The sequence below is a fragment of the Micromonospora sp. NPDC048063 genome (assembly GCF_043202855.1).
Lineage (GTDB): Bacteria > Actinomycetota > Actinomycetes > Mycobacteriales > Micromonosporaceae > Micromonospora.
Genome location: NZ_JBIDBG010000007.1, coordinates 242,996 through 265,008, shown reverse-complemented (window position 1 = coordinate 265,008; position 22,013 = coordinate 242,996). Strand labels below are relative to the sequence as shown.

Annotated in this window: 10 protein-coding genes and 2 pseudogenes; 5 read left to right on the top strand and 7 right to left on the bottom strand. The window is 71.3% G+C overall.

The window, feature by feature from the left end:
• Positions 1-10: 10 nt before the first annotated feature.
• Positions 11-3,871, bottom strand: coding sequence for an amino acid adenylation domain-containing protein (locus ACGFZ2_RS19710; protein ID WP_393455399.1), 3,861 nt, complete (start codon positions 3,869-3,871; stop codon positions 11-13).
• Positions 3,872-4,025: 154 nt separating this feature from the next.
• On the opposite strand from ACGFZ2_RS19710, the gene ACGFZ2_RS19705 reads away from it, so the two are divergent.
• A complete protein-coding gene (locus ACGFZ2_RS19705) occupies positions 4,026-10,427 on the top strand; it encodes an SDR family NAD(P)-dependent oxidoreductase (RefSeq protein ID WP_393455396.1) in 6,402 nt (2,133 codons plus the stop codon).
• 19 nt (positions 10,428-10,446) lie between these two features.
• On the top strand, positions 10,447-12,876 hold the full coding sequence (locus ACGFZ2_RS19700; protein ID WP_393455393.1) for a methyltransferase: 2,430 nt from the start codon (positions 10,447-10,449) through the stop codon (positions 12,874-12,876).
• Positions 12,877-12,894: 18 nt separating this feature from the next.
• Here the strand turns inward: ACGFZ2_RS19700 and ACGFZ2_RS19695 are convergent, their stop codons facing one another.
• Positions 12,895-13,968 carry a saccharopine dehydrogenase NADP-binding domain-containing protein gene (locus tag ACGFZ2_RS19695; RefSeq protein WP_393455390.1) on the bottom strand — a complete coding sequence of 358 codons (1,074 nt, stop codon included), beginning with the start codon at positions 13,966-13,968 and terminating at the stop codon, positions 12,895-12,897.
• Positions 13,965-15,935 (bottom strand): phosphopantetheine-binding protein, encoded by a 1,971-nt coding sequence (locus ACGFZ2_RS19690; RefSeq protein ID WP_393455387.1) that lies wholly within the window; start codon positions 15,933-15,935, stop codon positions 13,965-13,967. Before ACGFZ2_RS19690 ends, ACGFZ2_RS19695 begins: the two co-directional genes overlap by 4 nt.
• A gap of 111 nt (positions 15,936-16,046) precedes the next feature.
• On the opposite strand from ACGFZ2_RS19690, the pseudogene ACGFZ2_RS19685 reads away from it, so the two are divergent.
• Positions 16,047-16,846, top strand: a pseudogene (locus tag ACGFZ2_RS19685) (4'-phosphopantetheinyl transferase).
• Here the strand turns inward: ACGFZ2_RS19685 and ACGFZ2_RS19680 are convergent.
• From ACGFZ2_RS19680 to ACGFZ2_RS19665, 4 genes are all read right to left on the bottom strand, one after another.
• Positions 16,825-17,550: an ABC transporter ATP-binding protein gene (locus tag ACGFZ2_RS19680; RefSeq protein WP_393455384.1), complete on the bottom strand. Its 726-nt coding sequence runs from the start codon at positions 17,548-17,550 to the stop codon at positions 16,825-16,827. The pseudogene ACGFZ2_RS19685 and the gene ACGFZ2_RS19680 sit on opposite strands and share 22 nt — an antisense overlap.
• Before the next feature lie 122 nt (positions 17,551-17,672).
• The gene (locus tag ACGFZ2_RS19675) at positions 17,673-18,779 is read right to left on the bottom strand and encodes a FecCD family ABC transporter permease (protein WP_393269680.1); all 1,107 of its coding nucleotides are present in this window, start codon (positions 18,777-18,779) and stop codon (positions 17,673-17,675) included.
• Positions 18,776-19,579: a class I SAM-dependent methyltransferase gene (locus tag ACGFZ2_RS19670; RefSeq protein ID WP_393269678.1), complete on the bottom strand. Its 804-nt coding sequence runs from the start codon at positions 19,577-19,579 to the stop codon at positions 18,776-18,778. The genes ACGFZ2_RS19675 and ACGFZ2_RS19670 overlap by 4 nt, the downstream gene beginning before the upstream one ends.
• Positions 19,576-20,598, bottom strand: a complete 1,023-nt coding sequence (locus ACGFZ2_RS19665) for an ABC transporter substrate-binding protein (RefSeq protein ID WP_393455381.1) — start codon at positions 20,596-20,598, stop codon at positions 19,576-19,578. The genes ACGFZ2_RS19670 and ACGFZ2_RS19665 overlap by 4 nt, the downstream gene beginning before the upstream one ends.
• Before the next feature lie 93 nt (positions 20,599-20,691).
• Between ACGFZ2_RS19665 and ACGFZ2_RS19660 the strand changes: the two are divergent.
• Positions 20,692-21,066 (top strand): annotated as a pseudogene (locus ACGFZ2_RS19660) (transposase); the annotation flags it as partial.
• A 200-nt stretch (positions 21,067-21,266) separates the two neighbouring features.
• Positions 21,267-21,944 (top strand): uridine kinase, encoded by a 678-nt coding sequence (locus ACGFZ2_RS19655; RefSeq protein ID WP_393455378.1) that lies wholly within the window; start codon positions 21,267-21,269, stop codon positions 21,942-21,944.
• Positions 21,945-22,013 lie beyond the last annotated feature (69 nt).

Here is a 22,013-nt window from a genome sequence, read left to right as displayed (position 1 = left end):
CGGTCGGGGTTCAGAGCGTGGTGCGTGCCGCGGCGGCGCGCGCCGCTAGCCGTCCTGCCGCCCGGTCTCGTGCTGGCGTCGTTGCGGGCGGGTTCGCGGTGGCCGGTGGTACCGGAGCGCGGCGGCCGGCGATCAGCCGGGCCAGATCGCGGACGGTCGGATGGGCGAACAGGTCGACCATCGCCAGTGGCACGCCGAGGCGGTCGCTGAGCCGCCGGTGTGCTCGCAGCAGCGTCAGCGAGGTCGCCCCGAGGTCGAAGAATGGCCTGGTGACATCGACGGTGCAGTCCATCAGTTCGCCGAACACGGCGGCCACGCTGTTCTCGATGTCCGAGTCGGACGTGCCGATGGGCGTGGTGGGCTCCTCGGTACGGATCACCGGCTCGGCGATGATCCGGAGTCCGAGAACGGCTTCGCCGTCGAGGTCCGGCACCACCTCGTAGGAGCCGTTCGACGGCCGGACCGCTACGGCCAGTTCGGTGGCCGCCCGCAGGGCCGAGACGACGTCCAGTCGGCCCGGGCGCACGCTGACGCGGACGTCGAGCCCCGAACGGGCGGCGTTGACGAGCAGTCCGGTCAGGTCGTCCGGGTCCGCCGGAGCCGCGACCTGCGGCGGTGCGGACGTGGTCGCCGGGACGGCAGGGGGCTGGTGAACAGGCGGGTCGTTGCGGAAGGGGTTGCCCAGCCGGTCGTGGTCGACCTTGCCGTTTACCGTCACGGGCAGCGTCGCCAGTTGCACGAAGCGGCTGGGGATCATGTACTCGGGCAGGTGCTCGCGTAGGCGGGCCACCAAGACGTCCTCGGCCAGAGGTGACGCATCGTCGCCGGTGGCCACATAGGCGACGAGTCGGGCGCCGCCGTCCGGTCCCGGCACGGACCGGGCCACACAGCGTCGTACGCCGGGTGCGCGGCTGAGCACGGCTTCGATCTCGCCGAGCTCGATGCGGTGGCCGCGGATCTTGACCTGCCGGTCGACGCGGCCGAGGAACTCGATCGTCCCGTCGTAGCGCCAGCGGCCGAGGTCGCCGGTGCGGTAGGTGCGGCGGCGCAGGACCGGGTGGGTGGTGAACCGTTGTGCGGTCTGTTCCGGGTCACCGAGATAGCCGGCCGCCACCCCGTCGCCACCGATGTACAGCTCGCCGGCCTCACCGACCGGGCAGGGCCGCCCGTCGCCGTCGAGGATATGGAAGGACTGTCCGCGTAGCGCCCGCCCGTACGGGATGCTGCGCCACGCCGGGTCGACTTCTTCGATCGGATGGCAGATGGACCAGATGGACGCCTCGGTCGCGCCGCCCAAGCTGATGATCCGGGCCTGTGGCGCGAGCACCCGCACTCTGTCGGGCAGCGTCACCGGGATCCAGTCGCCGGAGAGGAGTACCAGGCGCAGTGCGGACATGGCCGAGGCCGCAGCGCCAGGGTCGATCTCGGCGTACTCGACGAGCATCTCCAGCAGTGCCGGTGCGGTGTTCCACACCGACACCCGATGCCGGTCCATCAGTTCCAGCCAATGGCCGGGGTCGCGCTGGCGGCCGGGGTCGGGTAGCACCATCGCCCCACCGGCGCCGAGTACACCGAACACGTCGTAGACCGACAGGTCGAACGACAGTGCCGACAGCGCGAGCACCCGGTCGCCCGCCTCCAGAGGGAAGCGGTCGGCCATGTCGTCGAGTGTCGTACGGGCCTGGCGATGCTCGACCGCCACACCCTTGGGCCGCCCGGTGGAGCCGGAGGTGAAGATGGCGTACGCCAGATCTCCCGGGCGCGGCGCGCGTGGCTCTGCGGCGGCCTCGTCGCCGTCCGGCGCGCCGTCGTCGATGGCGTGAATTTGTACGGTGTCCGGCCACTGTGCCGAGGTCATGCCGGTGACCAGCGCATGCTTGATGTCGGCCTGCGCACAGACGGAGGCGATCCGTGCCGCCGGCCAGGACGGTTCGACCGGGACATAGCCCGCGCCGGAGGCGGTGATGCCGAGTGTAGCGGCGATCTGTGCGGCGCCCTTTGGAGCGGCCACCGCCACCATGTCACTCGGTCCCAGCCCGTGTCCGGCGAGCAGGGCAGCGGTGGCGCGGGCTCGTGCGTCCAGTTCGCCATGGGTAACGACGTCGTCCCCGTGTATGAGGGCGACGTCCTGTGGTGCTCGGCCGGCGTTCGCCCGCAGCGGATCGTCGATCAGCGGCCCGCAGTCGCCGCCGAACGGGCTGACGTCCAGTGCCTCGTCCGGGCGGAAGGACGGGTCCCAGCCGAAGGCCGGATCGGTCCAGGCCTGCTCGTCGTCGGCCAGCCGGCGCAGCAGTCGCAGGTGGGCGTCGCGGATACCGGTGGCGAAGCCGTCGGGCAGGCATCCGTCGACGACGTCCCAGGCGATGCGCAGCCGGTCGCCATCCTCCCAGACGATGTGGTCGACGAAGATCTGCGGGGTCTGTGAGACTCCAAAGACCTCCTCACCCAGCCAGGCGGTCGGGGGCTCGGTCGTGGCGGCCAGTCCGACCCCGCTGGTGAACACGACGGGATATGCGGGGACGAGCCCGGCGTTTCCGCGACCTCGGAGCGCCTCGACGGCCGAGACGGAACGGTGCTCCAGGTCGGACCAGAACCGGTGGTTGACCGCGGCGGCGTAGCCGGCGAACCCGCCGTCTCCGGACGGGTCGAGGGGGGCGCACTCGGTGAGCACGGTGGTGGTGAAGTCGCCCACCACCGTGCGCAGGCGATCGTCGTCCTGCGGCCGGTCGAACAGCGTGGTGTTCACACAGAACGGGTCGGTCGCGCCCCAGCGGCCGAGGATCGACGCCAGGGCGGCCAGCAGCACGGCGGTGGCGGAGACTCCGTGCCTGCTCGCCCGGCTCCGCAGCCGCGACCACTCGCCGGCGGTCAGGGCCGCGGCATGCCGGGTGAAGTGCGGGACACCCAGCTTCTCCGCGGTCGCGCTCCAGGGCAGTGCCGGGCCAGGCGGGAGCCGGTCCGCCCGGCTCTGCCAGTACGCGCGGTCACGCTCGCGGCGTGCGGCTTCGGCAGGATCCTGCTCCCGGTAGGCGAGCAGGGCCGCGAAAGTGGTGACCGGTGGCGCCGCCAGCAGGTTCGGATCGGTGGTCGCCTGACCCCATTCGCGCATGAGCTGCATCCAGCCGGCCATGTCCAAGGCGATGATGTCCATGCCGACGAACAACCGGGTGCGGCCGTCCGGCAGTAACGCGGCGCGGATGTCGAACAACGGCCAGCGGTCCACCGCGTGTGGTCGATGGGACAGCGCGGTACGCATGTCCGCCAGGGTCCGTTCGGCGTCTGTGGGCGGGGCGGTGCGCAAGTCGGTGACCGGGATCTCGTAGCGCAGCTCGCTGGGGAGCACCCGTTGGCGGGCCTCCTCGTCGATGACCAGCCGCAGCATCGGGTGGCGGGCCACCAGGCGGTTCCATCCGTCCGTCAGAGCGCGGACGTCGGCCTCCGCGTCGCCGCCGGGTCGCCGGTCGTACTCGAAGTAGAAGTACGTGGCCACGCCGCCCAGTGGCAGTGACGGATCGCGGCCGAGTAGGTATGCCGTCTGCAGCGCGGTGAGCGGGAAGGGCTCGGTCCCGGCGGCGGCAGCGGAAGCGGTCGTGGGGACGGTCTCCGCCGGCCCGTCGCCGGACGGTGCGGCGAGCACGGCCGCGGTGACGGTGCCGGGTGTCGCGCCGTTGAGGAATGTGGTCAGAGGCAGATCCACACCGAGTTCGTCCAGCAGCCTGCGCCGCAATCGGACCGCGGCGAACGAGTCCAGTCCCAGCTCGGTGAGCTTGCGGCCGGGATCGATGTCGGCCGGGTCGAGGTCGAGGCTCTCCGCGAGGCATGCGGTCACCTCGTCCACTCGGTCGATCGGCGGTGTGTGCGAGGTCGTCATGCGGCTCCTCCCCAGGACTCGGAGCGAGTAGTACAACATGAAAACGACAACGATTTCCAGTAGGCTCGGTCGATAGTGGACCGCGTTGATGGAAATGGTTGTCATTCTCATGTATAACGGATGAGCCCCTTTCGGCCAACCATCGAGGAGCGCGATGACGCCCCCTTCGCCGTCCCACCCCGCCCTTGCGGTGACCGCCGTCGCCGGGCGCTTCCCCGGTGCACCGAACGCCGACCGCTTCTGGGAGCTGCTGCGGGACGCGCGCGAAGGCCTCACCCGGTTCCCCGACGAGGAACTCGCCGACCGAGGCGTGCCTCTGGGCATGCGTCGGCGCAAGGACTACGTGCCGGTCGGCGGGATCATCGACGGCCAGGAACTGTTCGATCCGTCCCCCTTCGGGCTCACCGATGCCGAAGCGGCCCTCACCGACCCGCAGCACCGGCTCTTCCTCGAGACCGCCTGGGAGGCGCTAGAACGCAGCGGGCACGGCGGCGGCGCCGGCATCGAGGCGGTCGGTGTCTTCGCAGGAACGGCCCAGAGTGCCTATCTCACGGCCAACCTCGCCGGTCGCTGGGATCCGACCGGCGGCGGGCCCGATCCCCTCGGCAGCCTGCAGACCGCCATCGCCACCCAGGCCGACTACCTACCTCTGCAGACGGCCTACCGGCTGGGCCTGACCGGGCCGGCGATGAACATCACCACGACCTGCTCCACCTCGCTGGTCGCCGTCCACGTGGCCGCCCAGTCCCTGCTGGCCGGCGAATGCGACATGGCCGTCGCGGGCGGCGCTTCGCTGATCGTCCCGCAGGGTCACGGCTATCGGTATGTGCCGGAAGGCATCTTCGCCGTCGACGGGCGGGTCCGGCCCTTCTCCGCCGACGGCACCGGCATCGTCTACAGCCAGGGTGTGGGTGCGGTGGTGCTGCGCCGACTCGACGACGCGCTCGCCGACGGTGATCCCGTCCTCGCGGTTCTGCACGGCAGCGCGGTCAACAACGACGGCGCCGACAAGGTCGGCTTCACCGCCCCGTCGCTGCGCGGGCAGGCCCGGGTGATCGCGGAAGCCCTTGCCGTCGCGGGCATCGAACCGTCGCAGGTCGGATACGTCGAGGCCCACGGCACCGGCACCCGCCTGGGCGATCCGATCGAGGTCGCCGCCCTGCGCAAGGCATTCGGCCACGACGGCATCCGGACCACGGCATGGTGCGGGATCGGCTCTGTCAAGAGCAACATCGGTCACGCCAACGCGGCCGCCGGTATCGCGTCGTTCATCAAGACGGTGCTCGCGTTGCATCACCGGACACTGCCCGCCTCGCTGCACGCCGATCCGATCAACGACCAGCTCGGGCTGGACGGCTCACCGTTCGCGGTGGTCACCCGCACCCGACCGTGGGATGCCCCGCCCTACGCGGGTGTCAGCTCGTTCGGCATCGGCGGCACCAACGCGCACGTCGTGCTTGGCCCGGCGCCCGACCGGACGGCCACCTCGCCGGACGACCGGCCCCAGATCCTGCTCTACTCGGCGTACGAACCGGCCGCCCTCGACGCCACCGCACGCGAGGTGCCGTCGGCAGATCTGCCCGACATCGCGCACACCCTGCAACACGGTCGCAAGTACCACCCGTACCGGCAGGCGGTCGTCGCGGGCCCCGGAATCACGCCGCGGCGTACCGCTGCGGTGCGCACCGACGGCGCGCCGCGCCTCGTGTTCCTCTTCCCTGGCGGCGGCAGCCAGTACGCGGGCATGGCCGCGCAGTTGTACGCCGACGAGCCGGTGTTCGCCTCGTGCGTGCAGGAGTGCGCGAAACTGTTCCGCGACCACCTCGGCACCGACGTCACCACGTTGATCACCGGAGGTGACGAGACGACGGTCGAGTCGGCCGTCGTGGGGCTGCCCGCCCTGTTCACCGTCTCGGTCGCCACCGCCCGGCTGCTCGAATCCTGGGGCATCCACCCGGAGGTCCTGCTCGGCCACAGCCTCGGCGAGTACGCTGCCGCGGTCGTCTCCGGGGCACTGACGTTGCCCGACGCCGTGACCCTCGTCGCGGTGCGATCCCGCGCGCTGGCCGGAGCCGCGGGCGGCGGAGCGATGCTGTCCGTCCCACTGTCCGAATCCGATGTGACAGCTCTGCTGCGCGAACACCCCGATCTCGACCTAGCCGCAGTGAATGCTCCACGATCCTGCGTGGTCTCCGGGCCGGCCGGCGCTGTGGAGGATTTGGTCGCCGTTCTCGGCCGCAGGGGGATCGCGCCGGCCCGGCTACCACTGAGGTCCGCCGCGCATTCGCGGCTGATCGACCCGGCGCTGCCGGACATGCGGGCGGCCGCGCGGTCGGTGCGCGCCGGGCGGCCCATCGTGCCCACCGTCAGCTCCTTGACCGGCACGATGGTCGGCGACGACTTTGCCGATCCGGAGCACTGGGTCCGCCAGTTGCGTGAGCCGGTGCGTTTCTCCGCCGCGCTCACCGCCGCGACGGCGGAGCCGACGCCGACCGTGGTGATCCAGGTCGGCCCCGGGGCGGCCCTTGTCGCTGCCGCCCGCAGCCACGGCCTTGCGCACCTGAAGGCCACCGTCACCACGTACCCGTCGGACGGCGAACTGTCCGACCTGGCGTCGGCACGCCTGGCCGCCGGCGAACTGTGGAGCCACGGCGTGCTCGTCGACTTCACCGCCATGCACCGGCCGGGGCGGCGGCGGGTCGCCGCACCCGGGTACGCCTTCCAGCGACGCCGCCTGTGGATCGACCCCGAGCCGCAGACGACGGAGCCACAGACCAGCGAGCTTCTCCAGGTACCGCTCTGGCGGCAGGAGCCGCCGCTGCCCGCCGTACCGAGTCTGGGCGGGCGCTGGATGGTGACCGGTGACCCCGGAGATGTCATCGGCGCGGCGCTGCGTGCCCGCGACGCCGAAGTCGTCGGCCTCGACGATCCGGCCAAAGCGGTCGACGGCGTGGTGATCGTCACCGGTGACGCCCGGACACCCGAGCAGACCCGTGAGGAGATCCTCCGGTACGGCCGGGTCGCCGCGCTCGATCCGCCACCCGCTTTCCTGCTCCAGGTGACGGTGAACGGATGCCGCGTCGAGAGCCCGGACGTGCCCGCGCCCGGCGCCGCGGCGGTACGGTCCCTGCCCCGGGTCCTCGCCCAGGAGACGCCCGGACTGTCGTGGCGCACCGTCGACGTCACCGACCTGCGGACCCACGCGCCGGCGGTGATCGCCGAACTCGCCGACCTGCGAGGGGGATCCACCGGAATCCAGACCGCCGTCCGTAACTCCCAGCGGTGGGTGAGCGGCCTGGCACCCTGGCCCGCACTCTCCTCCGCCCCGGCCGCGCGACCCGGCACGACCGCGCTGATCATCGGCGGCCTCGGCGATGTCGGCGTCACCATCGCAGCGCACCTGGCCGGGCAGGGAATGAGGGTCGTGATCACCTCCCGTTCCGGCGACCGCAAGGACGCGGTGCACCACCTCGTCCAGCGCGGGCACGACGTGTCCGTGCAGGTGCTCGACGCCGCCGACCCCGGCGCCACCGGCGCGCTGCTGGCCGACGTGAGCTCGCAGTCCACCCTCGACCTCGTGGTGCATGCCGCGGGCGTGGTGGCCACCGAAGAATTGGCACCGATGCGCCGCATCGGCCCCGAACACGTGGACGGCCACCTCCGGGCGAAAGCCCGGGGAGCACTGGCCCTGCGGGCCGCGATCGAGGACCTGCCGCCGCAGCAGCGTCCCCGCCATGTCGTGCTCATGTCGTCGGCCGGCACGCTCGTCGGAGGCATCGGCACCGGGCCCTACTGCGCCTCGAACGGCTTCCTCGACGCCCTCGCGCAACAGCCGCCCATCGGTGACACCCGCTGGGTCAGCGTGGTCTGGGACGCCTGGAAGGTGGGGCCGCTGGGCAGTGAACGCGAGGTCAACCTGACCTTCGCGCTCGACGCCGCCACCGGCATGCATGCCCTCGACGCGATCCTGAGCGCCGCGACGGCCGGCACCGTGCCGCCGGTCGTGGCGGTCTCCACTACCGACCTGCGCACCCGGATGCGTGCCGCGGACCGGACGACCGCACACCGGCACGACGACGTCACCAGTGACCTCACCGGCGTCGAAGCGGTCGTGGCGGCAGCCTGGTCCGACCTGTTCGGCGCCTCGGTCACCGACGGCGACAGCGACTTCTTCGCTCTGGGCGGACACTCGCTGCTGGCCACCCGTATGCTCGCCGACCTGGGAGAACGGTACCGGGTCCGGCTGAGCTTGCGGGACCTGCTCGCCCGTCCGACTGTCGCCGGTCTGGCCGGGACGATCGGCAGCGCGCAACCGGCTGCAGAGCGGGATCCGGCCACGACGGTGACCGGTGGACCGGACCCGGACGGCACCTTCGCCATGACCCGTGTGCAGCACGCCTACTGGACGGGCCGCACCGGGGGTTACCGCTTCGGCGACACCGCCTGTCACTTCGCGCTGGAGTACGACTGCCCGGACCTCGATCTCGACCGCTACGAGCAGGCGTGGAACCTCGTCATCGCCCGGCACGCGATGCTGCGCACCATCACGACCGGGCAGGGTCGGCTGCGGCAACTGGAACAGGTGCCCTCCTACCGCATCCGCCCGGTGGATCTGACCCAGGCCGGTGAGCAGAAACGCGCCGAACGGCTCGCCGCCCTGCGCGAGCAGGTCTTCCGCCGACCCGGTCCGTCCGATCGGTGGCCGCTGGTCCAGATCCGCGCGGCCCGGCTGCCGGGCGGTGGCGTTCGTCTATTCCTCGGCATCGACGTCCTCGTCTGCGACGCCGGCAGCTACTGGATCATCGACCGGGACCTGCGTCACTACTACGCGAATCCCGATCAGGCCCTGCCGGAGGTGCCGATCACCTTTGCCGGTTGCGTGCGAGCTCTGGCGGCACGGCGCGACACCCCCGAGTGGACGCGGGCTGCCGGCTATTGGCGCGACCGGCTGCCCGGCCTGCCCGGCGCACCCACTTTGCCGGTCTCCGGTATCGAGACCGGCGGCCGGTTCGAGCGGCATACGGGCCGGCTCGACGCGCAGCAGTGGGCCGCCTTCCGCCGTAACGCCGCCGCCAACGGCGTCACCCCGACAGCCGCCCTTCTCACCGCGTACGGCGAACTGCTCGCCCAGTGGAGCGGCGAGGAACACTTCGCCGTCACGCTGACTCTGTTCGACCGCCCGCCGCTGCATCCGGCGATGGACAGCGTGGTCGGTGACTTCACCTCGCTGCTGCTGCACGAGGTGGACCGGCGTGCAGCCGGCAGCTTCGCCGAACACGCCGGCCGAGTGCACCGCCGACTGTTCACCGATCTGGACCATCGGCTCTTCTCCGCCCTCGACCTGCTGGCGGAGAAGTCCGCGCAGACCGGTGCGCTCACCTCCGTACCGGTCGTGTTCACCAGTGCGCTCGGACTGGACGACGTCATCGGCGGCGACCGTGACCTGGAGTGGGCGGGCCGGCAGGTGTCCGCCCTGAGCCAGACCCCCCAGACCGTGCTCGACCATCAGGTTCTGGAGCATCACGGTCAGCTACTGGTCCAGTGGGATGCGCTGGAGCCGGTGCTGCCGCCGGCCGAGGTCGACCGCATGTTCGACCGTTACCTGAGCCGGCTGCGCAGCCTGACGGACCCGGCAGCCTGGCGCAGCGAGGCCGTAAGCGCCACCCCGGCGCTGCCGGTCGAGGACGTGGCGATCACCTTGCGTGCCGGAACCGGATCCGGTCCGACGCTGTTCCTCGTCCATCCCTCCGGCGGCGACGTGACCTGCTACGCCGACCTCGGCCAGCGGCTCGACGAGCGGGTCACCGTCGTCGGCCTGACCGATCCTGGCCTGTCCGGCGGCGAGGCGCCCACCGAGCTGCCCGCTCTGGCGCGCCTCTACGTCGATGTCCTGCGTTCCGTCCAGCCCGACGGCCCGTACCTGCTCGGCGGCTGGTCGATGGGCGGCAGCCTGGGCCAGGAGATGGCCCGGACCCTGCACAGCCAGGGCCAGCATGTCGCGCTGCTGGTGATGCTGGACTCCAACGACCCCACCTACATCACGGCGGTCCCCGGCGAGCCCGAGACGGCGGAGGCTCTAGTGCTCGCCCGGCACCTGGGAGCGCTGGAGGCTTACCTCGACATCGACCTCGGCATGGGTACGACCGACGCGTTGAACGCCTTCCTGAGCGTACCGGCCGAGCAACGCTGGCAGGAGGCGACGGACCGGCTCCGGCAGCACCGGCTCCTCGGCACCCGTGAGGATCCCCGTTCCCGTGTCGCGGTCTTCGGCCGGCACCTGCATAGTCTCGCCCAGCACCGGCCGGGCTTCCACGGCGACGAGCGGACCCACACCCTGCTGGTCAGAGCCGATCGCAGGGCCACCCGCAACTCGGGCATCGGCATGGGCGTCGACGACACCCCACCCGGGTTGACCGACCTGGGCTGGTCCACCAGTCTCGCCATGCCTCCCGAGGTGATCGGTGTCGACGCCGACCACTACTCCCTGATGCGCGAGCCGGCACTCACCGCTGTCGCAGGCGTACTCAACACCGCCCTCGCCCGCCACCTGTCATGACCACCGAACGGAGCCGTACGTGTCCCCGGAGATGACCGCCGCCCTGGACCGGCTGCACGCCCACCCGTGGATCGCCGCCGCAGCCCACGACGGCACCGGCTTGCAGATCCGGCTGCGGCCCGAAGCCACCGCGGTCCGGCCCGGCCTGGGGCCGCTGGTACGCGAATACCTGGATCACTGGGCCGAGGTGTACGACTACACGTACGCGGCGGGAGCGGGCAACGGTGACACCCTGGCGGGATGGCGCGCCTCCGACACCGGGGAGCCGCTGCCCGTCGCGCACATGACCGAATGGGTCGAGCGCACCGTCGAACTGGTGCTCGCCACGCGGCCACGGCACGTCCTGGAGCTGGGCTGCGGAACCGGGCTGCTCGCCGACCGGCTGTACCCGCACCTGGCCGGCTATGTCGGCACCGACGTCGCTGAGGACATGGTGCGCCGGCACGAGCAGCGGGCCAGGCCGGGGCAGGTCTTCGTCAGCGCTGGCGCACACGAGTCGAGTTCCGGGCAGGTGCGGCGGGCCCTCGACCGGGCCGGTGTCCCCACCGCCGGACCGGACTGCGTCCTCGTCAACTCCGTCACGCAGTGCTTCCCCGATGTCGCCTATCTCAGCCGGGTGGTGCAGGACGCGGTCCGGCTCGTCGCACCCGGCGGCGTGGTGATCGTGGGCGACAACCGGCACGCCGGTCTGCTGGACGCCTACTGCCGCTGGCTGGAACGCGCCGCCGACCCGGAGGCGACCGACTCCGTGATCACCGAGCGCGCCCGAGGCCGAGCCGACCGCGACGACGAACTCAACTTCGACCCCGCCGTACTCGCCCGCGCCGCGATGGGCAGCGGCCGCGACGTGCGCATCGCCGCCTACCCGAAGACCATGACCGCCGACACCGAGTTGACCCGCTACCGCTTCGACGCGGTCCTCCACGTCGAAGCGGCCGACGCCTGCGTCCCGCCCGCCGCCCATAACTGGGCCGGAATGGACGATGCCCGCGCGATGATCGCCGAGGGCCGGCCGATCCGCATCGGCGGCATCCCCAACCGGCTGCTGGTGAACGCCGCCGACGCCGTCACCGCTCACCAGCTGCGCACCGCTCTGGCCGGAGCCGACGTCGCGGTGGTGCTGGACCAGTCCGATCCTGCCGCTCTCGCGCTCGTCGCTCCCGCGGCCGCTGCCTTCACCTCGGTCGCTTCCGCGCCCGGCCGCGCCCATGAGCCGTTCACCGCCTTCGTACGCCGCCGCGTCGGCGAGGCCACGCGGGCGATGCTCCGGCAGGCGGGCGCCGATACGCGGGGACTGCGGCTCACCGTCGACCGTGGCGTTCCGGCCGATCGCATCGCGGCCGCTGCCGCCCGTGCGGTCGACCCGCACGACGCCGAGCGTCTGCCGGTCTTTCTCCAGGAGCTCGACCGCATCGCCCGGCTGGCCATGGCCGACACCCTTGCCGGCGCGGACCTGTGCACCGGACCGTCCGGCGACGACGAGGAGAAGATCGCGGCCGCGTTGGCCATCGCGCCGAGACATCAATGGATCATGCGCCGTTGGCTCGCGGTTCTCGTTGATGCCGGCATGCTCAGCACCGACGGTCACCGCTACCACGATCTGCGTGCACCGGGACGGACGGCTCTGGTCGCGGCCGTCGACGGCATCGACGACGCTCGCCGGGGCCTGCACTACCCGCCCGAACTCACCCGGTTCTTCCAGACCGCGGTGCAGTACCTCCCCGCACTGTTGCGTGACGAGGTCAGCCTGCAGGCGCTGCTGTTCGCAGACGGCGAGACCGGCACCGCCGAAGGCGCCTACCGGGACAACGCCGTCAACCGTTACGTCAACGCCGCCACGGCCGAAGCGTTGCGCTGGGCAGCGCAATGGCGTCCCGCCGACCGGCCGCTACGGGTTCTGGAAGTGGGGGCCGGGGTCGGCGGTACCACCGTGGACGTCCTCGACGCGCTGCGCGAGACTCCCCTGGACTACCTGTTCACCGATGTCTCGGCGTTCTTCCTCACCGACGCCCGGCGCCGGTTCGCCGACCGCGCCGGCCTACGGTACGGGCGGTTCGACATCAACACGGACATCCTCGCGCAGGACGTCGGCGAGGGCACACTCGATGTCGTGCTCGCCGCCAACGTGCTGCACAACGCCGTCGACATCGCCGCAACCCTGCGCGGTTTCCGGCGCCTGCTGCAGCCCGGTGGTGTGCTCCTGTTCGTGGAGACCACGCGCGAGATGCACCAGATCCTGACGTCCATGCAGTTCCTGATGTCGGCCCGGCCGGGCGGGCAGCGGCCGGGTGACCGGGACAGGCGGGCGGGAACCGGCCAGATCTTCCTCGACGAGACGCAGTGGCGGGCCGAGCTGGACGACGCCGGCTTCAGCCAGATCGTCTCCGTTCCCGGCCCGGACCATCCGTTGCATCCGGTCGGCGTCCAACTCTTCGCCGCCACCACCTGAGTACGACCTGCGCGCCAGTCAGCGAGAGGGCAGGGCCAGCTCGCTGACCCAGGGGTCGCCCGCCAACTCTCTGGCGACCGTTTGGGGGTTCAATGCCTCCGAGGCATGGTGCGCGCCGGGTGCGACGGCACCGGCGGCCACCTCGCGTGCCGCGATGGCCGCCACCACCCCGCTGAGCGGGTACGAGTCCGGTGTCCTCAGCAGCACCCGACGAGGCACCAGGCCGGACCCGGCCGGCGGACGGGCGTACGCCAAAACCGCGTAGTGACGTCCGTGGTCCTCGACATCGCGCCGCGCCGCCTGCACGATCGCGGCCGCGTGCGCCTCCGGCGACTCGTCGTCGTCAGCCCACGCGGTCGCGAAGGCCCGCGGCAGGTTGTCCGTCGCGTACACCGTGTAGTTGCGCAGTTCGGGGAGCCCGGCCGCCGACGCCAGACCGATCATCTCGGTGGAGAGGAACGGTACGGCGTGCACCCGCCCGTGGAAGCCGGGCAGCGTGATGGAACGCAGCGGCGCCAGGCTGTGCTGCGCCACCTGTCCGTCGCGCCACACCGCCAGCGCGTGCCCGAACTTCGGCCCCCGGGTCAGCAGCGCGTCCACCGCGGAAGCCGCGCTGATCTCCACCGACCCGCCGACATACACGTCGAGGCGGGCCACCGGGCTGCCGTCCAGCAGCAGCCGTGGCAGGAGCCCGGAGAGGCCGGGCATCAGCCCGGCGGAGAAGACAGCCGCGTGCTGCGAAAGACCGGCCGGTGGATCCTGGGTGAGAGCCTCCACCGCCACCAAGTCACCCGCCGCGTCCACGTAGCCCGCACCTGCTGACAGGGCAGCCCGAGCGACCCGGTCGAGAATCCGGTACGACGGCCCGGCACAGTTGAGCACCACCGAGCAGCCCGCGCAGAACGCCTCGAGCGAGGCGTCATCGAACAGGTCGACGCGCACAGCAGTCGATCCGTTCGCCTCGGCGACCTCGCCGGCCCGGTCGAGATCACGCCCACCGACCCGGACGGGGAGCCCGAAGCCACGCAGCCGTTCGACGGCGGTCCGGCCGACCGTGCCGGCACCACCGAGCACGCCGACGGAGCCCGTCATCGCGCGGCACCCGCGCGGCTAACCGCGGCCAGCCCGGCCACCGTGGGGTCGGCGAGGAAGTCGCGCACCGGCACGGTGACTCCCGCCTCCTTGGCCAGCCGGGCCAGGGCCCGTACGGCGAGCAGGGAGTCGCCGCCGAGATCGAAGAAGCTGGCGCTGCGGTCGAGCACCGGCGTGTCCAGCAGTTCTTCCCACAGCATGGCGATCGTCTGCTCGAGTTCGGTCGCGGGCGGGCCGTCGGCGGCACCGGGACGGTCGTCGGCGTACTGCCCCAGCCGCAGGCCGGTCCGGTCGCTGTCCGGCTCCGTGGGTAGGTCGACCGGCCGGTGCCAGCCCTCGCCGTCGGCGAGGCTGCCGACCAGCGCCACCAGTTCGGCGTAGGCGGCGTCCACCTGCGCGGCGTCGAACAGCTCTTCCACCAGCGAGAACACGATGGCCAGTGATCCCCGTAGCTCGTAGAACCGGGCTTCCAGCGCCACCTGGGGGGTACGCAGCTGATGGAAGAAGTCGTCCATGCCCAGCTCGCCCAACGGCCCGGCGGCGTCGGGCTGCTGAGCGCCCGTGGCGGCGTCCATGCCGAGCGTGCTCTGGAACACCACCGGGGCGACCGGCCGATGGGTGCCGCGCCGCCGGCCGAGCTCCCGGGACACCTCGACACCGGTCACCAGTGCGTGCCCGGAATACTCGGTGAACCGCCGTTGTGCCTGGGTGACCAGTTGCGTGAACGTCGAGCCGGGTGCGAGTTCGGTGGGCAGCAGCATGGTCGAGGCGAAGGCCCCGAAGACGCGATGCACGTCGGGATGCAGCGGCAGCCGGTTGAGCTGCAGGGAGTTCAGCAGGAGGCGGTGGTGGCCGGCCCACCGGGCGATGGTGATCGCGAAGGCGGTGAACATCGCGGTCGACGGGGTGACGTCGTGCGCGGCGCACCGGTCGCGCAGCGCGGCCCAGCGGCCGGGCGACAGGTACTGCTCCCGGTTGGCCATCGTCGTGGCACGGACCTCCCGGGGGTCGGCTGCCAGCGGCAGCGCCGGGGGCTGCGGCAGGGTGTCCAGGCGCGACCACCACCAGTCGCGGTCGCCGGCCCAGGCATCACTCTGGGGGAGGGCCTGCACCGACGCGACGTAGTCGTCGAAGTCCATGTCCAGCGGGGCGGGCACGGCGTTCCAGTCGGCGCTCAGTTCGAGCAGTTCCCGGTTGAGCAGCGTGGCGGACCATCCGTCGAACAACAGCAGGCTCATGTTCGTGTGGAGCCGGCCCCTGCCGTCGGGCAGCAGTGTCAGCCGGACGTCGAGTCCGGGACTGTGGGTCGGGTCGGGCCCGTTCGCGATCATTTCCGCGCGCAGCAGGGCCAGACTCTCGGACGCTGTCTCGATCGATGCGTTGCGCAGGTCGTACACCTGCGGCTCGGGGACGGCCGCGGGGGCGTCGAGCGGCAGGATGTGCTGCATGCCGTCGGAGGTGACCCGGGCCCGCAGCATCGGCTGGTGCTCGGCGAGGCGCCGCAGGGCGTCGGCGAGGGCTTCAGCGGCCTCGTCGCTGTCCATGTTCCGCAACGCGACATCGCTGTAGAAGTGCGCGGACTCGTACGACAGCTCCCAGCCGCCCTGCTGGCCGACGAAGTATCCCTGTTGCAGGGGAAGTAGCGCGAACGGGCTCGCCTTGTCGGCACGCCGCCGCAGGTCGACCGGCAACGCCCGGGCCGCGGTGCCGCCGGCTGACCTTCTGCGTACGAGCCCGGCCAGCTCCGACACCGTCGACTCGGCGCCCACATCGGCCAGCGCGAGCACCACGCCCAGGCGTTTGCGGATGAGTGCGGCCATGCGGACCGCCAGGACCGAGTCTCCGCCCAGACGCAGGAACGACACCTCGGGCTCGATGGTGCGCGAGGGCACGCCGAGCAGTTCCGACCAGATTTCGGTGAGGGCCGGGACGGGATCGCCCTGGGGGGCGAAGGTGCCGAGTGACATCGAGAGGCTCCTCGTGGATCGGGTGCGTATGGGGTGGGCACGGAGACAGGACGTAGCTTACACCGGTATGAATGTCATTTTCGATAGCGTGGATGATGTGGACGGTGGTCGGTGATCACGTCCCTGGTCCCGGTATCAGTGGCGGTGGTGGAACAGTTCGAGGACATCCTGGGCGAAGAGCCGTTCCCCGGCGAGGAGGACCTGATCGCCGGTGCGCTCGACAGTCGGCGACGGGAGTTCGTGACAGCCCGCCGCTGTGCCCGGCAGGCCTGGAACAACTGGGGCATGCGGCCGCACCGCTCACATCGGGGCCGTGCCGCGAGCCGCTCTGGCCGCCCGGCATCGTGGGTAGCATCACGCACTGCTCCGGCTACCGGGCGGCTGCGGTGGCCCCACGGACCGACCTGGCGGGACTCGGTATCGACGCCGAACCGCACGCCTCGCTGCCTGGCGACGTCGAGGAGTCGGTGACAGGCCCCGCCGAACGGGCGCGTCTGCGGGAACTGGAGGTCGCCGTGCCGCGGGTGCACTGGGGTCGCGTCCTGTTCAGCGCTAAGGAGGAGATCAAGGAAGGCGCGGGCGAGGTTGCTCCGCACCTCACCCCACCCACGCTGCTGCGCCCGCCGAGCGGCCAACGCCTTGGCGTACGCCGCCCTGAGCTCCTCGTCGGTGGCGCCGTGGCGCTGCTCGTCCTCGTCAAGGGAATCCACGAACTCGTCGGCGTCGTCCTCGCCACGCACGACCCAGTCCCAGATCTCGTTCTCAATCTCCCCACGGCCCGGATCCGCGATCCGCTCGGCCAGGAACCGCACGCCTTCAGGGCGATCGTTGTAGATCCAACCAGTCACGGCGACGATCCTTGTAGCCACCTACGGCAGCCTGAGACGGATCAGGAGCCGGGCCGGCGGTAGCGGACCCGGGGCCGGCCGTCAGCCGCCGTGTCGACGTCCGCCCGTACCCGGTATGCCTGCGCGATCCGGGCTGCGGTGAGCACCTCGGCGGGCGCACCCGCCGCGATCACTCGGCCGGCGTGCAACAGCACCAGCCGGTCGCAGTACTGTGCGGCCAGGTTGAGATCGTGCAGGGTCACCACGACGGTGGTCGCCGACTCCGAGAGGAACTGCAACAGGTCCAGCTGGTGCCGGATGTCCAGGTGGTTCGTCGGCTCGTCGAGCAGCAGCAGGTCCGGCTCCTGAACCAGGGCGCGGGCCAGGTCCACTCGCTGCCGCTCCCCACCTGACAGGGTGGACCAGCGCCGCTGCTCGAACCCGGCCAGACCGGCCTCGGCGAGCGCGTGCCGGGCCAGGGCCACATCGGCAGCGGCGACACCGGCGAGACGTGGGCGGTACGGGATTCGGCCCAACAGGACCACCTCCAGGGCGGACATCTCCACGTCGGTGACCGCCTGCTGGGTGACCACCGCGATCCGCCGGGACAGTGCGCGCCGAGACAGCGTGCTCAACGCGACGTCGTCGAGGAGCACCAGCCCGGAGTCGGGTCGCGCCAGCCCGGCCAGCAGCCGCAGCAGGCTCGACTTGCCTGAGCCGTTCGGCCCGAGCAGTCCGACCGTGGCACCCGGCTCGGCGGTGAGCGCCACCTCGGCCAGAATCCGCACGCCGGCTACGCCCCATCCGATCTGGTCCGCGCGCAGCAGAGCCGGACGCGGGCCCGTGACGTGCCCGCGGCCGTCGCGGCCGTCTCGGGTTGCCCGCCCGCCGCCGGTGGGCTCCCAGCCGGTCACGGCGTAGCCGTCCGGCGCAGCATGACCAGGGCGAACACCGGCACGCCGAGCAGTGCGGTGAGCACACCCACCGGCAGTTCCTGCGGCGAGAACACGGTCCGCGCCGCGGTGTCCGCCCAGATCAGGAAGGTCGCGCCGGTGACCGCGCAGGCGGGTAGCAGCGTGCGGTGCCCGGAACCGATCATGAACCGTACCGCGTGCGGCACCGTCAATCCGACGAACCCGATCGCCCCGCTCGCCGCGACCAGCGTGGCCGCCACCAACGCGGTGACGCCGAACAGCAGCAGCCGGGTTCGCCCGGTGGAGAAGCCGAGCGATCGTGCGGTGTCGGTGCCGAACGCGAAGGCGTCCAGCGCCGTCGCGGCGGCCCAACAGACCAGCAGGCCAACGCCGGTCACCACGGCGCACAGCGCCACCGCCGGCCATGAGGCCGCGGTCAGCGAACCGAGCAGCCAGAATGTCACGCTGCGGGTGTCCTGGGTGTGCGCGTCGGAGATCACGATCAGGCTGGTCACCGCATTGAACAGCTGTGAGACGGCCACCCCGGCGAGCACGATGCGGGTCGGCTCGACGGCTCGTCGACCTGCCAGCAGCAGCACCGCGCCGAACGCGGCCAGGCTGCCGGCGAACGCGCCGGTGGTCAGGCCGACGGGGCTTGCGCCGACGTGGATTCCGAGCACCAGCACCGCCACCGCGCCGGTGGAGGCGCCGGAGGAGACGCCGAGCAGGAACGGGTCGGCCAGCGGGTTACGGGTCAGCGCCTGCAGCACCGCGCCGCACACGGCCAGGCCGGCACCGACCAACGCGGCCAGCAGCACCCGGGGCAGCCGCAGGTCCCACACGATGCTGTCCGGCAGCGGCAGCAGCGGGCGGGCCGGCAGGCCCAGATGGGTGCCCACGGAACGCAGTACGTCGGCGGCGGAGAGATCGGCCGAGCCCACGGCGACCGCTGCCGCGATGCTGGTGAGCAACAGGAACACGGCCAGCGGCAGGACGTACCGGCCACCCGGGCGCCAGGTGCCGGCAGGGGTGAACGAGGCTCGCCTCGCCCCGGCACCGGAATCGGGTGCCGGGGCGAGGGATGGTGCGACCGGTGGGCTCATCGGCGGGCGAACACCACGTAGTCGTCGAGGTACTGCCAGACGGTGCCGACCTCGGCGAAGCCTGCCGTACGCAGTGCCGCGAGGTGAAACTCCAGCGGGGCCAGGGCCTGCGGCGGCCGGTCGGCGAACCGCCGTTCCCGCTCGGCGGCCAGTCCCGCCAGTTCCGGATGACGGGCCGCCTCGGCGTACCAGTCGGAGTAGTTGAGCGCGCCGGCGGCGAACGTCTCCTCTTGCACTCGCTCGTCGTGCCGGCGGGCGATGTCGCTCAGCGTGGGAGCCGACCCGTCGTACCGGAGGTGGTCCGCGTTCAGCAGCACACCACCGGCCGGCAGCAGCCGAGCGGCGGCGGTGTAGACGCGCAGCAGCTGTGCCGGTGAGAGCCAGTGCAGCGCGGTCGAGCTGAGTACGGCGTCGATCCTCCTCCCGGCCAGCGCCTTCTCCCAGTCCTCGGTCGCCAGGTCCACGTCGCGCACCTCGGCCCGGGAGCCGTACCGATCGAGCGCACCCTGGGCTACCGTCAGCAGCATCGGGTCGTAGTCGACCGCGACAGCGGCGGCCTGCGGGAAGCCGGCCAGTACCCGGTCGCTGATCGCGCCGGGACCGCAGGCCAGGTCCAGGATCGTCAGGTCGTCCGGGCAGTGCAGCCGCAGCACGTCGAACATCGCCTCGAACCGCAGGTCACGGTGGGCCACGTACGCGGACTGCTGGTTGTCCCAGAGCTGGAGCAGGCGCCGGGCGGCCGCCTGATCCAGCGCCCCGGCGGCCCGCACGCCGGCGTCGGCGGTATCCCGCGCGGTCATCGGACGAACCCGCGCAGGCCCGCAGCGACCAGTTCGGCCGCCTCGACGCTGCGGATCGACGGATCCATCGACGATCCGGACACCGTGATGATCCGTCCGCCGACCACCGCGTCCAGCTTGGACGTCACCGGGTTGCGGCGCAGAAAGTCGATCTTCGACTGGGCGCTGTCGCCGTCGCCGCCCCGGGTCAGGTCGGCCACCACGATCACATCCGGGTTGCGTCTGGCGATCTCCTCCCAGTTACCGGCGGGCCACTTCTGGCTGACATCGGTGAACGCGTTGCGAGCTCCGAGAAGCGAGCTGACCGCGTCCGGTACGCCTCCGTGCCCGGCCACGTACGGAGTGGTGGTGCCGGAGTAGTACCAGAGCAGGGAGGGGCCTGCGCCCGGCCGTCCGGTAGCGCTCGGCACAGCCGTGTCGACCCGCTGCCCGGCGGTGTCCAGCCGGCCCTGCTGTTCGCGGATCAGCTTCTCACCCCGCTCCGGTACGTCGAAGACGGTCGCGATGTCGCGGATCTCGCTGAAGATCCTGTCGAAGCTCACCGTCGGGACCGCGTCCGCCGCGTTCTCGCAGGCGAATGGGGAGAGGTACGCGGGCACGCCGAGCTTGACCAGGTCGGCGCGGGAGCCGGCGGCGTCCGGGGCGTATGCGGACGAGTAGGTCGAGTAGACGAAGTCCGGGTTCGCCGCTCGGACCGCTTCCCGCGACGGGTACAGCTTGGCCAGTACCGGCACCTGTTCGTACGCCGACCGCAACTGGGGCAGCACCGGGTCGGTCTGGTAGCTGGTGCCGACCATCCGGTCGGCGAGACCGAGGCTGAGCATGATCTCGGTGGCGTTCTGTTCCAGCGTTATCGAACGCTTGGGCGGCGCGCCGATGCCGAGGGGAAGCCCGCAGTTGGTCAGCTGGACCGGGCTGGCCGGACCGGTCGGACCGCTCGGTGTGGCGGCCTCGCTACCGGAACAGCCGGTGGCGGCCAACACCACACACAGCCCAGCGGTAATAAAAACCGTTTTCATGACCGGGAAGAGTAGCAGTGGCTCGTCGAGGAATCCGCAGGTAGGGGCACCGACGTACACGGAAGCACCTTGCGAACGGCACGGCGCCGTGGCCAGTTCGTCCCGGTGCTGGCCGGTATCCGGGTGCCCAGGCCCGACGGTGGCAGGCCGCGTACCCGTCCGGATCGGGTGCTGGCGGACAAGGCCTACAGTTCGCGCGGCCAACCGTGAGTACCTGCGTCGTCGGGGTATCAAGGCGACCATTCCGATCAAGGTCGACCAGGCGGCCGGCCGGCGGAAGAGGGGTTCCAAGGGCGGCCGGCCGCCGGTGTTTGACCCGGTGACCTACCAGCAGCGTCACGCGGTGGAGTTGGCATCAACCGGCTTAAGCGGCACCGCGGGGTAGCGACTCGGTACGACAAGCTCGCCGTCCGCTACGAGGCCACCGTGCACGTCGCAGCGATCAACGAGTGGCTACCCCGCTCCTGAAACGAGGCCTAGAGCAGGTCTGGAGGCGGCCCCCATCCCTGCCGCGGACCTCTACATCTTCGGCGGCGCGGCCGTGGCTGGCACCGTCCAGCTTTTCTCTCGCTGATCCTGTTCGTCGGGGATGGCGGGTTCGTCGGGGATGGCGGGTGGCCAGTCGAGGGTTTCGGGGTCGATACTGGCCCTGGAAGCGTGCGGCCAACGTGCCGTACCTGGTGGAAGGGGTGGTGGCGGCTGAGGTGACGGCGGGGAATCATGCGCGGCAACTTGTGGGTCCCGTGTTGGGGCTGGAGATGGCGCAGATCGCGGCCCTGATCGGCCAGGGCGGGCGGTCAGAGCGGCCGACACTGGTCGGCGTGGAAGGGTTCGGCGGTGCCGGCAAGACCGTCTTCGCTCGGCGGCTTGGTCAGTTGCTGGGCAGTTTCCATCTGGTGCACCTGGACGACTTCCTGATCCACGGCGTGGTCAGCAACGAGGACAAGACTGACTTCGACCGCGGGGAACTCGCGCGTCGGGTGCTTGAGCCGGCCCGGCGTGGTGAGCTCACGGAGTACCAGACTCTGACCGACAGCGACGGTGGGCCGGGTAGGTGGGTGAGGGTGCCGGCGGTCCGGTATCTCATCGTGGAGGGCGTGTCCGCCTACCACCCCGAGCTGCGGCAGTACTACCACCACCGGATCTGGGTCGATGCGCCGATGGAGATCGCTCGGGAGAGGGCCAGGCAGCGGGACATCCGGCGGGGTATCTACGACCGGGATCTGTGGGACGCCTGGGAACGCTCGGAGATCAGCTACAAGGCCAAGTACGTCCCGCACCTGACGTGCGACATCGTCTACGACAACGCTGGCAAGGCCGCCGACATCCGATGCGGAGACGAGTGAGTCGCCCCTGCACAGCACTGCTGGTGCGTGGACGCGGCGTCGTCTGATGATGCGGACGGTTCACCGACT

Bases quoted from the DNA above. Each gene is read 5' to 3' on its own strand.
- ACGFZ2_RS19710 (WP_393455399.1), bottom strand. From the start codon at position 3,871: ATGACGACCTCGCACACACCGCCGATCGACCGAGTGGACGAGGTGACC.
- ACGFZ2_RS19705 (WP_393455396.1), top strand. From the start codon at position 4,026: ATGACGCCCCCTTCGCCGTCCCACCCCGCCCTTGCGGTGACCGCCGTC.
- ACGFZ2_RS19695 (WP_393455390.1), bottom strand. From the start codon at position 13,968: ATGACGGGCTCCGTCGGCGTGCTCGGTGGTGCCGGCACGGTCGGCCGG.
- ACGFZ2_RS19690 (WP_393455387.1), bottom strand. From the start codon at position 15,935: ATGTCACTCGGCACCTTCGCCCCCCAGGGCGATCCCGTCCCGGCCCTC.
- ACGFZ2_RS19675 (WP_393269680.1), bottom strand. From the start codon at position 18,779: ATGAGCCCACCGGTCGCACCATCCCTCGCCCCGGCACCCGATTCCGGT.
- ACGFZ2_RS19670 (WP_393269678.1), bottom strand. From the start codon at position 19,579: ATGACCGCGCGGGATACCGCCGACGCCGGCGTGCGGGCCGCCGGGGCG.
- ACGFZ2_RS19665 (WP_393455381.1), bottom strand. From the start codon at position 20,598: ATGAAAACGGTTTTTATTACCGCTGGGCTGTGTGTGGTGTTGGCCGCC.